This window comes from Actinomadura napierensis (assembly GCF_039529375.1).
Lineage (GTDB): Bacteria > Actinomycetota > Actinomycetes > Streptosporangiales > Streptosporangiaceae > Spirillospora > Spirillospora napierensis.
In genome coordinates this window covers 70,092-83,640 of the sequence record NZ_BAAAMR010000003.1, presented here as the reverse complement: position 1 = coordinate 83,640, position 13,549 = coordinate 70,092, and the positions used below count along the sequence as shown (strand labels likewise).

Genomic DNA, 13,549 nt, shown 5'->3' with positions numbered 1-13,549 from the left:
AGGAGCGGCACATGTCCGACACCACTACGTTGCCGGCACCGAGCCCCAACCCGGTACGCGGGCGCCTGAACTCGGTGTTCTTCGCGCTCATGGCCGGTTACATCAACCAGCGGCTCGCCGGCCACAAGCGGGAGATCTTTCCCCGCACCGGCGGCGTCGTCGCCGAGATCGGCGCCGGCAACGGCCCGAATCTGCGCTTCCTGCCGCCGAAGACGACCGTGCACGCCATTGAACCCAACCCGTACTTCCATCGGCGCTTGGAGCGTACGGCCGCCGTCCACGGCATCGACCTGACCATCCATTCGGTGCCGGGCGAGGCGATCGACCTGGACGACGCGAGTGTGGACACCGTGATCTGCACCTGGGTGCTCTGCACCGTCCAAGACCCGGCCCAGGTGCTCCGGGAGATCCACCGGATTCTGCGGCCCGGCGGCCGGTTGGCGTTCATCGAGCACGTCGCCGCGCCGCACGGCACCGTCCGGCGCATCCAGCGGCTGGTACGCCGGCCGTGGCAGTGGGCCTTCGAGGGCTGCCACACCGACCGCGACACCGCGGCCGCCATCCACGCGGCCGGATTCGTCTCGGTGAAGATCACCGAATTCCAGTTCCGTTCCAGCTTCGTCCCGGTCCGGACCCAGATCGCCGGCCTCGCCGTCCGCTAGGAGACTTCGCTGAACGTCCGGCGGTAGGCGCCGGGGGTGGTGCCGAGGCGCGCCCGGAAGCGGCGGCGTAGGTTGACCGCCGAGGCGAGGCCGACCCGGGTGGCGATGGCCTCCACCGGAAGGTCGGTCTGTTCCAGCAGTACCCGTGCCGCGTCGAGGCGCTGGCCGAGCAGCCACTGTCCCGGGCTGACGCCGAGCTGCCGGGTGAACTGCCGGGCGAGGGTGCGGCTCGACAGCCCGGCGCGTTCGGCGAGCCGGGCGACGGTCAGTCGGCTGTCGAGCTGGGAGGCGGCCCACTCCAGCAGTGGCGCCAACGACCCGTCCGCCTTGGCCGGGACGGGCTGGGCGACGTACTGCAGCTGGCTGCCCTCCCGGTGCGGCGGCAGCACCATGTTCCGGGCGATCCGGGCGGCGTATGCCGCGCCGTGGTCGCGGCGTACCAGGTGCAGGCACAGGTCGATGCCCGCACCTGATCCGGCACTGGTCGCCACGTCGCCGTGGTCCACGTACAGCACGTCCGGGTCTACCTGCACCTCGGGGAAGGCGGCGGCGAGCTGGGCGGTGCGGCGCCAGTGGGTGGTGGCACGGCGGCCGTCGAGCAGTCCGGCGTGGGCGAGGACGAACGCCCCCGTGCAGATGGAGACGATCCTCGTCCCGCGCCGGTGGGCGGCCCGCAGCGCCTCCGTGACGGCCGGCGGCACCGGTCTGCCAGGCGGCTGCCAGCCGGGGACGACCACGGTGTCCGCCTCCTGCAAGGCCGTCAGGTCCGCGTCGACGAGGATCGGGTAGCCGGCGGTTGTCTGCAGGGGGCCGGGGCTTTCCGCACAGATCCGGAAGTCGTAGTGGGTCGGCGCGTCCGGCGGGACGGTGCCGAAGACCTCGGCGGCGCAGGCGAGTTCGAAGGGTGACTGGGGCGGGCTGAGCAGGGCCACCACCCGATGACGGTCCATGGCAGAAACATACCCATAGATGTCTTTCTGGACTCTCGGCTGCGACGCGGGCACCGGGGCACCGTGGTCCCATGAGCGAAACCACTGAGACGGGCGTGCGGAGGACCGCGGTTCAGGTCGACGGCGAAACGGCCAGCTACCTGACCGCAGGACAGGACGGCCCGGTCGTGCTTCTGCTGCACGGAACGTATTGGAGCCGGGTGTGGCTGCCTGTGCTGGGCCGCCTCGCCGAGGCGGGGCTGCGGCCCCTTGCGGTCGATCTCCCCGGACTCGGGCGCTCCGGAGGCGAACTCACCCCGGAGACGGCCACGGTCCCGGCTCTTGCGGAGTGGGTGGCGCGATTCGCGTCCGCGCTGGAGCTTTCCGGGCCGATCGCCGTGGCGGGCCATGACATCGGCGGCGCCGTCGCGCAGCATCTGCTCGTCCACGATCGGCTGGACGTGCCCCGGCTGGCCTTGGTGAACTCGGTCCTCTACGACTCCTGGCCGGCACCCCATGTGGCCCGGTTCCGGGGCGCGGCGGCCACCGCCGACGAGGTTCTCGCCGCCCGCCGGCAGGCCGTGACGGCGGCGTTGGCCGGTGCCGCCACCGAAGAGCGGATCGCCGACTATGTGGACCCGTGGACCGATCCGCGGGTCCGCCGCTCCTGGCTGGCCATGGCAGGCGCAGCCGACAGCCGCTACACCCTTGAACTGGTTCCCGCGCTACAGCGGTCGACAAAGCCCAAGTTGCTGATCTGGGGCGAGGACGACGGCTTCGAGAAAGTGGAGTACGCCGAGAAGTTCGCCTCAGAGATCCCGCAGACCACGCTCATACGTATCCCTGACGCGGACCACATCCCGACCGAGAACGCCCCTGACCAGATCGCCCGCGCCCTCATCGATTTCTTCACGGCGTAGAGGCAGCAGGCCAAACAGGCGTCTTGGTGGACGCTCGGGGCGCCACCACCCAAAAGCTAGGAGATCAGTTCGTCCGCTTGGGCGTCTCCGTCCTGCCGGCGGTCGTAAGCCTCCTGCGCCGCGACGATTCCGGAACCGTGGCGTTCGAACCAGGTGCTGAGGCCCTGCAGCGACAGCCGGAGCCCCCGCCCGCTGTCGGTGAGCGGCTCATCGACTGGGAGCAGGGCACCCTGTCCCACTGGGGAGACCCCGACCAGCCGCTCGACCTGACCTCGGTCGCGGACAGACCTGCGCGTGGAGATCACCCGTCAGGCGGCCCTCACCGACAACCCGTTCGACTACGTGGCGCTGCAGTACCAGTGGCATGGTGAGCAATCGCTGACCGACTTCGTACGCGCTACCGCACCGGCGCTCTGACGCGCGGCGTCCGGTAGCGCCGAGGTCGGTCGGCTCAGGCCCGGGCGCCGCCGTCGACCCGCAGGACCGTGCCGGTCACGTAGGAGGAGCGGTCGCTGAGCAGCCAGGCGGCGGCCTGCGCGATCTCCAGCGGATCGGCCGCGCGGCGCAGCGGGGTGTGCGCGGTGAGCCGCTCCCGGAGGCCGGGTGATTCCTTCTCCCAGGTGCTGATCATCTCGGTCGCCGTGTTGCCGGGGGCGATCGCGTTGACACGGATCCCTTCCGGGCCGTAGGTGACGGCGGCCGACTCGGTGAGGCTGTTGACCGCCCGCTTCGTCGCGCCGTAGGCGGGCAGCTCGGGGTTGGCCATCAGGCTGCCGACGGAGGAGTTGTTGACGATGGCGCCCGTCCCGGCGGTGGTTCGGATGGCGGCGATCTCGGCGACCATGGCCAGCCAGACGCCCTTGAGGTTCACGTCGTAGATGGAGTCGAAGTCGGCCTCGGACATCTGGTCCATCGGGCCGGGCCGCTGAATCGCCGCGCCGTTGTTGAAGGCGATGTCGAGCCGGCCGTACAGGCTCACGGTGCGGTCCACGGCGGCGCGCACGCTGGTCGCATCGGCCAGGTCGCACACCGCGTACTCCGCGGTGCCGCCCGCCGCCCGGATCTCCTCGGTCACCGTCTTCAGCTGGGCCTCCGTCCGGGCCGCGAGAAGCACGCGGGCGCCCTCGCGGGCGAACAGCCGGGCCGCGGCGGCTCCGATGCCGCGTCCGGCACCGGTGACGAAGGCGACCTTGCCGGCCAGCAGGCCCAGGGCGGATGTGCTGGTGATGGGTGTGTTCTCCATGGCAGCAAGCCTGCACTCGTACATGTGGGCTATTCAGGTACCGCCAGTGCCTGGATGGGCTCGGCGCGCGGGCCACACTGGGAGTGTGGATCGACGAGAACTGGCCGACTTCCTGCGCAGCAGGCGCGAGCGGATCACCCCGGCCGACGTCGGGATGCCCGCCGGCCGGCGCCGCCGCACCCCGGGACTGCGCCGCGAGGAGGTGGCGCAGCTGGCGTACATCTCGACCGAGTACTACACGCGGCTGGAGCAGGCCCGGGCGCCGCACCCGTCGCACGAGGTGCTGGCCGGACTCGCGCGGGCCCTGCGCCTGTCGGACGCCGAGCGCGACCATCTCCACCACCTCGCCGGCACCCCGCCGCTCCCGACGGCCAGGCCCTCGCGCGAAGTACGGCAGAGCATCCTCGACCTGCTGCACCGGCTGCCGCAGGCCGCGGCGACCGTGACGTCCGCGACCTTCGAGATACTCGCCTGGAACGATCTGGCGGCGGCCCTCATGGAGGACTTCTCCGCCCTGCCGCGGCGCGACCGCAATCTCGTCCGCCGCGTCTTTCTCGGGCCGCACGCAAATGGGCACCGGCTGTATGGAGTGTCGGACGCGGACGCGTTCGCCCGCACCGCGACGCAGCGCCTGCGCGCCGCCGCCGCGCGCTACCCCGACGAACCGGAAGTGGCCGAGCTGGTGGCCGAACTGCTCGCCGGAAGCGAAGACTTCACCCGCCTATGGAATTCCCACGACGTGTCCGCCGAGCCCACCCTTTGCAAGACGTTCCAGCACCCGCTGGTCGGCCCGGTCACCGTCAACTGCGACGTCCTCGACATCACCGACCGCGACCAGCAGGTCGTGATCTACACCGCGGTCCCGGGCTCGCCCTCCGAGGAGGCGCTACGGCTGCTGTCGGTCATCGGCACGCAGCGCATGGACGTCAGCCATTGAGCCTCACTTCCGCGTCCCCTGGTCAAGAGGCCGCGATTCAGGTCGGAGATGCGACCCGCGATGAGCGAGATTCCCCGCCGGCGTCCCGGTAGGCCGTTGTTGTAGCGGCCTACCGGGACGGCGGTCAGGCAGGTCGGGCGACCACCTCGCCGCCTCGCGCGGGTGCGCGTCCGGCGCGCAGCGGGAAGGCGATGAAGACGGCCACGACGCACGGGACCACGCCGAGCAGCAGGTACGCCAGGCTGAAGCCGGGATCGGTGAAGACCTGCGGGACGTCGGAGACGACCGTGCCGCGCCCGGGCACCGTGGTGACCGTCTGGAAGGGGTGGGCCGCCAGGATGGAGGACAGCAGGGCGCTGGAGACGGCGATGCCGACCGAGCCGAAGACCGAGGCCATCGCCGTGACGATGCCCGTCTGCCTGGCGGAGACGGAGTCGATGAGGATGTTCGGGAAGGAGGCCAGGTGGAATCCGGTTCCCAAGCCGAACAGGACACCGATGGCGACCTGCAGCTGCCAGGTGGAGTGCCAGTTGATCCACAGCGCGCAGGCCGCGCCGGTCGAGACGACACCGATGATCAGCGGGATCCGGGCGCCGATCCGCCGGCAGAGCCAGCCGCACACCATGCCGAACACCATCGAGAACACGGCGGTCCAGATCGTGATGTGGACGGCCATGTCGAGGACCGAGTAGCCCGCCCCGTAGCTGATGTCGCCTCGGAAGCTCATCATTTCGGAGATGACGGGCACCGGGGTGTGGCTCTTGGCGGCCGCTCCCTCCACGATCTGCTGCTTGAGGTCGCTCTCCTTCGGCGTCTGGAACATGTACGGGACCAGGATGGAGATCTGCGCCTGCACCGAGGCGAGGAGGAAGGCCACGGCGTAGATGATCGATACGGCGGGCATGCGGAGGACGCTCAGGTCCAGCATCGGCGCGGCGGCCCTGCGCTCCCACGCGAAGAAGGCGGCGAGGATCACCAGGCCCGCGGCCAGGTAGGCCAGGGAGCCGGCGTCGCTCCAGCCCCAGCTGCTCCCCTCGCTGAGATAGATGAGCGTCACGCCGATGCCGACCCCGAACAGCACCGCGCCCACGACGTCGAAGCGCTGCCGTGCGCGCAGCGGTGACTCGGGGACGAGGAAGGCGACGAGCACGGCCAGCACGGCGGTGTAGATGGTGAGGAACCAGAAGACCGACCGCCAGCTGAAGTGGTCGGTCATCGCGCCGACCACGGGCGGACCGATGATCGCGGCCCCGCCGACCCCGCTGCCGATGACGGCCACGGCGATGGGGACCCACTTGCGGGGCATGATGTCGCGCAGGAGGCCGTAGTTCACCGCGACCATCCCCCACGACACCGCCTCGATGCCGCGTCCGGCCAGGAAGAGGGGCCAGCTGGACGTCAGCGCGCACAGCAGCGAACCGGCGACGAACAGCACGGCGCACGCCAGCAGCAGGACCTTCTTGCCGTACATGTCGGCGGTCTTGCCGATGATGGCGATGGTGGCGCCGCTGACGACGCCCTGGATGGTGAGGATCCAGGCGATGTTGTGACCGGAGTTCGGGAACGACTGGCCGATCTTCGGCATGACCGCGGAGACCATGAGCGACTGGAGCGGCACGATCTCGGTCAGCAGGACGAGCAGGGCGAGAACGGCGACCAGGCGCAGCCGCGAGGCACCGGTGAGCCGGCCGGCGTCCTCCTCGGCCGCCGAGGGCGGGCCGGGTTCGCGGCCCGTTTCCGAGGCGGCGATTTCTTCTGTCATGAACTTCCTCCGCTCCTGCGGGAGATGACCGCCGCGGGAATGCGGCGGCCTTCCGGGGGTGGGCAGCGTCGGGTCCGGCCCGTACCGGTTACCGGTGCGGCCGTTCGCCCGAGCGCTCGGGAGCAGTCACGTTGGAGAGCGCCACAACGAGATCGACGTTGCGGCCGGGAAACGCGGCGGTGTCCGCCGCGGCTTCGAGAACCTCGGTTCCCTGGTCGTCATGCGCGGTCCGGATGCCGGGACGCCCGGTGTCCCCGTCTCCGGATCCCCGCGGTCATATGGTAACTTCGATATCGACTTCGATATTGCTGGGCCGACGAATCCACGTCAAGACCCAGCGGACCACCACTTGAGCGTCGACCAGAGGCGTCTGAGCACACATTCGCCTGCCAGGGGCCGCCCCCGTCCGAGACGAACCACCGACCGGGCACGAGCCCGCAACCGCCCTGGAGGCCTCAATGGACATCGGTCTGCATCTCGGCTCCGTCAACCCGCGATGGTGGGCGGAGGTCGCCGAGGAGGCCGATCGGCTGGGATTCGAGTCCCTGTGGATCCCCGAGCACCTCGTCGTCCCGCTCAGCGCCGCTGGAAGCCCCCACCACGGTGCCGACCATCCGCCCATCCCGTCGGACATCCCGGCGTTCGACGTCTTCGGGGTGCTCGGCCATCTGGCCGCGAGGACGACGCGGATCCGCCTCGGTACCTGCGTGTACAACATCGGGCTGCGGCATCCGTTCGTGACGGCGCGCGGAGCGACGACCGTGGACGTGCTGTCGGGGGGACGACTGGCGCTCGGCATCGGCGCCAGCTGGCTGCGCGCGGAATGGGAGGCCGTGGGGCTGGACTTCGACCGGCGCGGGGCACGGGTGGACGAGGCGATCACCGTGTGCCGGCGCCTGTGGAGCGAGAAGGTCGTGGAGCACCACGGTGAGTTCTTCGACTTCGAGCCGGTCGCGTTCGAGCCCAAGCCCGTGCAGGAGGGCGGCCCCGACCTGCACATCGGCGGCGACGGGGCGGCAGCGCTGCGCCGCGCGGCCACCGTCGGCGCGGGATGGATGCCGATGAACCATTCCCTGGAGGAGCTGCCCCGCTCTCTGGCCCGCTTGCGGGAGCTGGCCGACCAGGCCGGAAGGCGGGCCCCGATCGAGGTCACCCTTCCCGCCGCGGGCGTCGTCTCAAGCCGGGAGGACGTCGAGCGCCACATCGAGGCCGGGGTCACCCGCCTGATCGTGACGCCGTGGGCCAGTTCGCGGGAGGCGTTCGACGGGATGCGGCGCTTCGCCGACGAGGTGCTCACCCCCTTGCAGGCCCTGTCCTAGGCGCAGGAGGGCCCGCCGGCCGGCGGGCCCTCACAGCCGTCACACGGTCGCGCTCTCGACCCGCGCGACCAGTTCCCGGCGGAGGATCTTGCCCGTGGGCGAGGTCGGGAACTCGTCGACCGCGATCACCTGATCGGGCGTCTTGGAGCCGCGAAGCCGTTCGCGGACCCAGGCGCGCAGCTCGGTCTCGTTCAGGGTCCGTCCCGGGCGGGCGATGACGAACGCGCCGATGCGATGGCCCCACTCGGCGTCCGGGATTCCGGCCACCACGCAGTCGAGCACGGCGGGATGGGCGTTGACCACGTCCTCGATCTCGGCGGGGGCGATGTTCTCCCCACCGCGGATGATCGTGTCGTCCGCGCGCCCGCGCACGAACAGGTAGCCGGCCTCGTCGAGGTAGCCGCGGTCACGGGTCGGGAACCATCCGTCGGCGCGCACCGTCCGGCCGGCCTCCAGGTACTCCCCGGCGACCTGACCGCCGCGCACGACGATGTCCCCGACGACGTGCGGGGCGACCGGGCGGCCGTCCTCGTCGTGGATCTCGATCTCCACGCTGGGCAGCGGTCTCCCGACCGACCCGAGCCGGGCGCGGACGCCAGGATCGGCGCTCGACGCCGCCTCGCGGTGGTCCTCCGGCCCGAGGACGGCGATGGACGAGGCTGTCTCCGTCAGGCCGTAGGCGTTGACGAAGCCGGTCTCGGGGAAGAGCCGCAACGCCTTCTCGACCACTTCACCGGGGACCTTCGCACCGCCGTAGGAGAGCGACCGCAGGCAGGACGGCCCCGGGCCGCCCCGGGCCTCCAGTTCGGCGATGATCCGCACCAGCATCGTCGGCACCACCATGGCGTGCGTGACCCGCTCTCGCTCGGCCAGGTCGAGCCACGCTTCGGGCGTGAACCTGTCGAGGTAAACGATCCGGCGTCCGCAGTAGAGGTTCGACAGCGCGTTGGCGACCGCCGCGACGTGGTACGGCGGCACGCACACCAGCGTGGCGTCGTCCTCCCCCGCGGTTCCGTACTCGACCGACCCGAAGATGTAGGCGGCCAGGTTGGCGTGGCGGAGCACCGCGCTCTTCGGCGCGGCGGTCGTACCGCTCGTCATCAGCAGCACCGCCACCGACTCGGCGTCGATCTCCCCCGCGGTCAGCGGAGCCGCCTCCGTGAGCGGCAGGGAGAGGAAGTCCTCCACGCTGATGGTCGCGGCGTCCTGGACCCGCTGCGGGTCGTCGGTCACCACGAGCGGGTCGTCCTGCCGATCCAGCACGTCGGCGAGCTGGCGGTCGCCGTAGCGGTAGTTGAGCGGCAGGAACGGCACCCCCGCCAGCGTGGCGGCGAACAGCGCGACGGGGAAGGCGGGGCCGTTCGGCCCCAGGTACAGCAGCCGGTCGGCGCCCGCCGAGGCGATGCGCGCCGCTCCGGCGGACGCCCTCTCCCGGAGCGCCGCGGCGGTCATGCCTTCCGCCCGGTCGCCGATCAGGACCCGACCGTCGGAACCGTCGGCGACCATGTCCAGGATGATCGCGAGGTTCACCGCGAGCCCCGCTTGATCTGGTTGAACGGCATCCCGCGGTCCGCGGCCTGCTCCCGCGGCATCCCCAGCAGCCGCTCGCTGATGAGGTTCCGCGCCATCTCCGAGCTGCCGCCGCCGAGGCTCCCGGCCTGACGGCAGAGGTAGTGGAGCCCGACGTCCTGGAAGGCGTTCCCCTCGGAGGCCACGGCCGCCGACGCGCCGGCGGCCCGGACCAGGGCGTCGGTGTGCGCCTCGCTCTCCTCCGCGTGGAACAGCCGCGGCACCGACGCCGCCGTCGGAGGAAGGTGTCCTCCCTCGATCCCCGCGGAGACGCGCTCGACCAGCTGCTCGTGGACGGTCGACATCACGATCGCCTCGCCGACCGTCCGCCGCACATCCGGGTCGGCGGCGCGGCCGGTCCGCCGGATCATGTCGATGATGTCGGGGCGCGGCCTGGTCGGCGGCTGGCCGTAGCCGCTGGTGTGGATCGAGCCGCCCCCGACGGCGGTGCGCTCGTGGTAGAGCTGCCGGGACGCCACCGTCCAGCCGTCGTTGACGCGGCCGACGACGTGCTCCGGCCCGAGGACGACGTTGTCGAAGAACTCCTCGCAGAACTCGTCCGTGCCGTCCGACATCCGGATGCGGTTCATCGTCAGCCCCGGCGCCCGCGTCGGCATGAGGAACATCGTCAGCCCGTCGTGCTTCGGCTTCTCGGGATCAGTGCGCGCGAGGCAGAGGCCGTAGTCGGCGCCGTAGGCGAAGGTGCTCCAGATCTTGGCACCGTTGATCACCCAGTTCTCCCCGTCCCGCTCGGCCCGGGTGATCAAGCCGGCGAGGTCCGAACCGCCGCTCGGCTCGGAGAGGAACTGGCACAGCACCTCCTCGCCCCGGATCGCCGCCCCGATGTGCTCGCGCTTCTGGTCCTCGCTGCCGACGTCCAGCAGCGTCGCGCAGCAGATGCTGAACGACGGGATGTTCAGCACGATCGGCATCTCGTAGCCCTCGGCCTCCTCGCTGAAGGCCTGCTGGTACGGGTGCGGAAGACCGAGGCCGCCGTACTCCTCGGGGAAGCAGATTCCCGCGAAGCCTCCGGCGTGGAGCTTCTGCTGCAGTTCACGGGCACGGTCCCAGTGGGCGGGGTCGTCCCCGCTCAGCCGCGCCGCGTCCGTGTCCAGACGCGGCATGTTGTCCGCGAGCCAGGCGCGCGCGCGGGCGCGGAACGACTCGATGCTCTCGGTGGTGTCGGTCATGGGTTCCGCCTTTCCGACGTCAGAGCCCGGCAAGGCCGGCAACGCGCCGGCGGTGCTCGTCGGGGGTGCCGTACAGCGAGTGGTCCGCCGTCGCGCGGCGCAGGAACAGATGCAGGTCGTGCTCCCAGGTGACCCCGATCCCGCCGTGGATCTGGACGCAGTCCTGGAGGATGGTCAGCGACCGGTCCCCGACGAAGGCCTTGGCGACGCTGACCAGCTTCGCCGCTTCGGCGGCCTCCTCCTGCACAGCCGCGGCGGCCGCGGACGTGGTGGCCTGGCACGCCTCGATCCACGTCCGCATGTCCGCGAAGCGGTGTTTCAGCGCCTGGTAGGAGGCGATCGGCCGGCCGAAGGCGTACCGGTCGAAGGCCCACCGCAGCGTCGCGTCGAACATGCGGACCAGTCCCCCGCAGACCTCCGCGCACTGGACGACCAGCGCCACCTGGAGCTGCCGATCCACCGCCCGGACATCTCCGGGCCGCCCGACCAGCGCGGATTCCGCGACCTCCACACCGTCGAACCGCACCGCGCCGAACTTGCGGGCCAGATCGAGGCTCCACTGCGGTTCGACAGTCACCCCGTCAGCTGCCGCCGGGACGAGGAACTGCGCCGTGCCGTCGGGCGTGGCGGCGGTCACCAGCAGCAGATCCGCCTGCCCCGCCGCCTCGACGCGGTCCTTGGTCCCGTCCAGCCGGAAGCCGCCGCCATCGAGCGGCGATGCGGTCACCGCCGGAGCGAGCGGATCCCACTGCCCTTCCGGCTCGTACACCGCCCACGAGGCGATGCTCTCGCCCGTCACGACGGCCTCGATCTTCGCAGTGTGGTCGGGCCCGGTGCCGTGCGCCGCCACAAGGCCGGCGAGCACCACGTTGGTCGGAAGCAGGGCTCCCGGAGCGAGCCCCGTGCCCAGTTCCTCGGCGAGCAGCGCCAGGTCGCGCACTCCGTTCCCGGAAATGCTGCCGCCGCCCAACTCCTCCGGGACGAGCAGCGCCGTCCAGCCCAGCTCCGCGGCCCGCGCCCACCAGTCCCGGTCGAACCCGACCATCTCCTCACCGGTGCGGCGGATGCGGTCGAGCGGATATTCCTTGTCCAGAAAGTCCCTGGCCGTCGCCAGGAACAGTTTCTGATCCGAGGAGAGCTCGAACTCCATGACACGATCCTTTCCGAAAGACTGCCCGCCCGGAGAGGGAAAGGCGCCGGCCATCGATCGTCGGTTTCGTCGGCCTGGCCCTTCTCGCGGTCAGGGGACCGCGAACGGCGCGGTCGTCGCCGACCGCGCCGCCGCGTCAGATGCCGGAAGGCATACGGCCTTCCACTGTCATACCGGAGTGAGCACCACCACGGGAATATGGCGGTCGGTGCGCGTCTGGTAGACGTCGTAATTGGGCCACTGACCGGCCATGATCCCCCACAGCCGGGGCCGTTCGTCCGCGGACGCCGTACGTGCCGCCACCTGGATGCGCTCCGCCCGCACCTGGATCTCGGCCTTCGGGTCGGCCTCCAGATTCCGGTACCACTCCGGATGCTCCGGAGAACCGCCCTTGGACGCGATGACGAGGTAGTCCTCGGCGTCGCGCCCGAAGATGAGGGCGGACGTCCGGGGCTGACCGCTCTTACGGCCCGTCGTTGTCAGCAGAAGCGTCGGCACACCGTTCCACAGATAACCGACCTCGCCATCGGTCTCCCGGTAACGGCGGACGTGCTCGGCCCCGACAAGTGCGATGTCGGGCGCCTTGTAGCCGGGTTCCTTGTCGCTCATCAGCGCCTCTCTATCCGAAGACCACGGGGATTTCGGTGACACCGCGTTCGTACATGCCGATGTAATGGGGCGCCTCGGCCTCCGGATCCAGCCGGAGGTCCGGGAGCCGGTCGAGCAGGGCCCCGATCCCGGTGCTGATCTCGGCTCGGGCCACGTGCATGCCGAGGCAGATGTGCGCCCCGCCGCCGAACGCGAACGACGCCCTCATCGGCCGGGTGATGTCGAACTCGTCCGGCCGGTCCCATCGGGCCGGGTCCCGGTTCGCCGCGCCCAGGCACAGGTGCAGGACCGAGCCCTCGGGGAGGCGCGTGCCCTCCAGTTCGACGTCGCGGGTCACGTACCGCGAGAACATCGGGTCGGTCGGCATCCAGCGCAGCGCCTCCTCGATCGCCGGACGCAGCTTCGACCGGTCGTCCCTGATCTGCCGCAGCAGTTCGGGGCGCTGGAGCAGGGCGGTGAGGGTGATGCCCATCTGCTTCCACGTCGTGCCCGATCCCGCCAGCAACAGCAGCAGCGCGAAAGAGTAGATCTCCGCGTCGCTCAGCCTGTGCGTGCCGCCGTCCTCGTCCTTGAGCTCGGCCTCGACCAGCACGCTGATCAGGTCGTCCTGGGGCACCTCGCGGCGGGCGGCGACGACCGGCCGCAGCATCTCGACGATCTCCAGCGGACGGCCCAGCGCCTCGCGCATGTCGAGCGCCTGCTCGACCGGTATGCCGAAGCTGCCGGTGATCGTCAGCACCGGGATGGCCGCGCAGAAGTCGACGTTCAGCTCGGCGCGGCCCTCACCGGCGAACCCGTCGATCAGCGAGTGGACCGTCTGCTCGATCCAGTTGGTGATCCACCAGCGTGCCCTGGCGGGCACGAAGGAGGGCTGCACCAGCGCGCGGTAGCGCCGGTGCTGGTCGCCGCCCATCGACAGCATGCTGTTGGTCACGTCGGTGCCGCCGGTGGGATCGACGGCCGCCGGCGAGGAGGCGAACACCTCCGGGTTGCGGTAGGCCTGATCCAGGGCCGCATGGCTGAAGGCCGAGTAGTGCGGCCGGTCGGGCTCCGGCAGCCCCTGGAAGAAGGCCGAACCCGGGTAGCCCGTCAGCTCATGGACGGTGCCCTCGTGCACCGGACCGCTCTCCCGCAGCTTCCGCCACACCGGGTACGGGTCGGCGGTGAAGTCGCCGCCCGCGCGGGCGTTGTAGCTGCTGCGCAGGTCGAACAGCGCCCGGATCCGCTCGCGGTCCAGGACCTCGCTCTCGGTCATCCCG

Annotated in this window: 14 protein-coding genes; 5 read left to right on the top strand and 9 right to left on the bottom strand. The window is 70.9% G+C overall.

Annotation, left to right across the window (positions count from 1 at the left end):
* Positions 1 to 11: 11 nt before the first annotated feature.
* Positions 12 to 662, top strand: coding sequence for a class I SAM-dependent methyltransferase (locus tag ABD296_RS03160; protein ID WP_344261182.1), 651 nt, complete (start codon positions 12 to 14; stop codon positions 660 to 662).
* Here the strand turns inward: ABD296_RS03160 and ABD296_RS03155 are convergent.
* Positions 659 to 1,612: a helix-turn-helix domain-containing protein gene (locus tag ABD296_RS03155; RefSeq protein WP_344261180.1), complete on the bottom strand. Its 954-nt coding sequence runs from the start codon at positions 1,610 to 1,612 to the stop codon at positions 659 to 661. The genes ABD296_RS03160 and ABD296_RS03155 overlap by 4 nt on opposite strands.
* 71 nt (positions 1,613 to 1,683) lie before the next feature.
* On the opposite strand from ABD296_RS03155, the gene ABD296_RS03150 reads away from it, so the two are divergent.
* Positions 1,684 to 2,511: an alpha/beta fold hydrolase gene (locus tag ABD296_RS03150; protein WP_344261178.1), complete on the top strand. Its 828-nt coding sequence runs from the start codon at positions 1,684 to 1,686 to the stop codon at positions 2,509 to 2,511.
* A gap of 56 nt (positions 2,512 to 2,567) precedes the next feature.
* On the opposite strand, the gene ABD296_RS03145 is transcribed toward ABD296_RS03150, so the two are convergent.
* Entirely contained in the window at positions 2,568 to 2,750 is a 183-nt protein-coding gene (locus tag ABD296_RS03145; protein ID WP_344261176.1) for a hypothetical protein, read from the bottom strand.
* A 55-nt stretch (positions 2,751 to 2,805) separates the two neighbouring features.
* Between ABD296_RS03145 and ABD296_RS03140 the strand changes: the two genes are divergently transcribed.
* Complete coding sequence (locus ABD296_RS03140) at positions 2,806 to 2,928, top strand: hypothetical protein (protein WP_344261174.1); 123 nt, start codon at positions 2,806 to 2,808, stop codon at positions 2,926 to 2,928.
* Between the two features lie 34 nt (positions 2,929 to 2,962).
* Here ABD296_RS03140 and ABD296_RS03135 read toward each other — a convergent pair whose 3' ends face one another.
* On the bottom strand, positions 2,963 to 3,754 hold the full coding sequence (locus ABD296_RS03135; protein ID WP_344261172.1) for an SDR family NAD(P)-dependent oxidoreductase: 792 nt from the start codon (positions 3,752 to 3,754) through the stop codon (positions 2,963 to 2,965).
* Between the two features lie 85 nt (positions 3,755 to 3,839).
* On the opposite strand from ABD296_RS03135, the gene ABD296_RS03130 reads away from it, so the two are divergent.
* On the top strand, positions 3,840 to 4,691 hold the full coding sequence (locus tag ABD296_RS03130) for a helix-turn-helix transcriptional regulator (protein ID WP_344261170.1): 852 nt from the start codon (positions 3,840 to 3,842) through the stop codon (positions 4,689 to 4,691).
* Positions 4,692 to 4,815: 124 nt separating this feature from the next.
* Here the strand turns inward: ABD296_RS03130 and ABD296_RS03125 are convergent, their stop codons facing one another.
* The gene (locus ABD296_RS03125; RefSeq protein WP_344261168.1) at positions 4,816 to 6,453 is read right to left on the bottom strand and encodes an MFS transporter; all 1,638 of its coding nucleotides are present in this window, start codon (positions 6,451 to 6,453) and stop codon (positions 4,816 to 4,818) included.
* Between the two features lie 458 nt (positions 6,454 to 6,911).
* Between ABD296_RS03125 and ABD296_RS03120 the strand changes: the two genes are divergently transcribed.
* A complete protein-coding gene (locus tag ABD296_RS03120) occupies positions 6,912 to 7,772 on the top strand; it encodes an LLM class F420-dependent oxidoreductase (protein ID WP_344261166.1) in 861 nt (286 codons plus the stop codon).
* Positions 7,773 to 7,811: 39 nt separating this feature from the next.
* Here the strand turns inward: ABD296_RS03120 and ABD296_RS03115 are convergent, their stop codons facing one another.
* The 5 genes from ABD296_RS03115 to ABD296_RS03095 all read right to left on the bottom strand — a co-directional run bounded on the left by ABD296_RS03115 (position 7,812) and on the right by ABD296_RS03095 (position 13,545).
* Positions 7,812 to 9,302 carry a class I adenylate-forming enzyme family protein gene (locus ABD296_RS03115; RefSeq protein WP_344261164.1) on the bottom strand — a complete coding sequence of 497 codons (1,491 nt, stop codon included), beginning with the start codon at positions 9,300 to 9,302 and terminating at the stop codon, positions 7,812 to 7,814.
* Positions 9,299 to 10,531 carry an acyl-CoA dehydrogenase family protein gene (locus tag ABD296_RS03110; RefSeq protein ID WP_344261162.1) on the bottom strand — a complete coding sequence of 411 codons (1,233 nt, stop codon included), beginning with the start codon at positions 10,529 to 10,531 and terminating at the stop codon, positions 9,299 to 9,301. The genes ABD296_RS03115 and ABD296_RS03110 overlap by 4 nt, the downstream gene beginning before the upstream one ends.
* A gap of 19 nt (positions 10,532 to 10,550) precedes the next feature.
* Entirely contained in the window at positions 10,551 to 11,681 is a 1,131-nt protein-coding gene (locus ABD296_RS03105) for an acyl-CoA dehydrogenase family protein (protein ID WP_344261160.1), read from the bottom strand.
* 168 nt (positions 11,682 to 11,849) lie between these two features.
* On the bottom strand, positions 11,850 to 12,290 hold the full coding sequence (locus ABD296_RS03100) for a nitroreductase family deazaflavin-dependent oxidoreductase (protein WP_344261158.1): 441 nt from the start codon (positions 12,288 to 12,290) through the stop codon (positions 11,850 to 11,852).
* Between the two features lie 10 nt (positions 12,291 to 12,300).
* Positions 12,301 to 13,545 (bottom strand): cytochrome P450, encoded by a 1,245-nt coding sequence (locus ABD296_RS03095; RefSeq protein WP_344261156.1) that lies wholly within the window; start codon positions 13,543 to 13,545, stop codon positions 12,301 to 12,303.
* Positions 13,546 to 13,549: the final 4 nt, after the last annotated feature.

Bases quoted from the DNA above. Each gene is read 5' to 3' on its own strand.
- ABD296_RS03155 (WP_344261180.1), bottom strand. From the start codon at position 1,612: ATGGACCGTCATCGGGTGGTGGCCCTGCTCAGCCCGCCCCAGTCACCC.
- ABD296_RS03105 (WP_344261160.1), bottom strand. From the start codon at position 11,681: ATGGAGTTCGAGCTCTCCTCGGATCAGAAACTGTTCCTGGCGACGGCC.
- ABD296_RS03095 (WP_344261156.1), bottom strand. From the start codon at position 13,545: ATGACCGAGAGCGAGGTCCTGGACCGCGAGCGGATCCGGGCGCTGTTC.
- ABD296_RS03110 (WP_344261162.1), bottom strand. From the start codon at position 10,531: ATGACCGACACCACCGAGAGCATCGAGTCGTTCCGCGCCCGCGCGCGC.
- ABD296_RS03135 (WP_344261172.1), bottom strand. From the start codon at position 3,754: ATGGAGAACACACCCATCACCAGCACATCCGCCCTGGGCCTGCTGGCC.
- ABD296_RS03125 (WP_344261168.1), bottom strand. From the start codon at position 6,453: ATGACAGAAGAAATCGCCGCCTCGGAAACGGGCCGCGAACCCGGCCCG.
- ABD296_RS03120 (WP_344261166.1), top strand. From the start codon at position 6,912: ATGGACATCGGTCTGCATCTCGGCTCCGTCAACCCGCGATGGTGGGCG.
- ABD296_RS03160 (WP_344261182.1), top strand. From the start codon at position 12: ATGTCCGACACCACTACGTTGCCGGCACCGAGCCCCAACCCGGTACGC.
- ABD296_RS03150 (WP_344261178.1), top strand. From the start codon at position 1,684: ATGAGCGAAACCACTGAGACGGGCGTGCGGAGGACCGCGGTTCAGGTC.
- ABD296_RS03100 (WP_344261158.1), bottom strand. From the start codon at position 12,290: ATGAGCGACAAGGAACCCGGCTACAAGGCGCCCGACATCGCACTTGTC.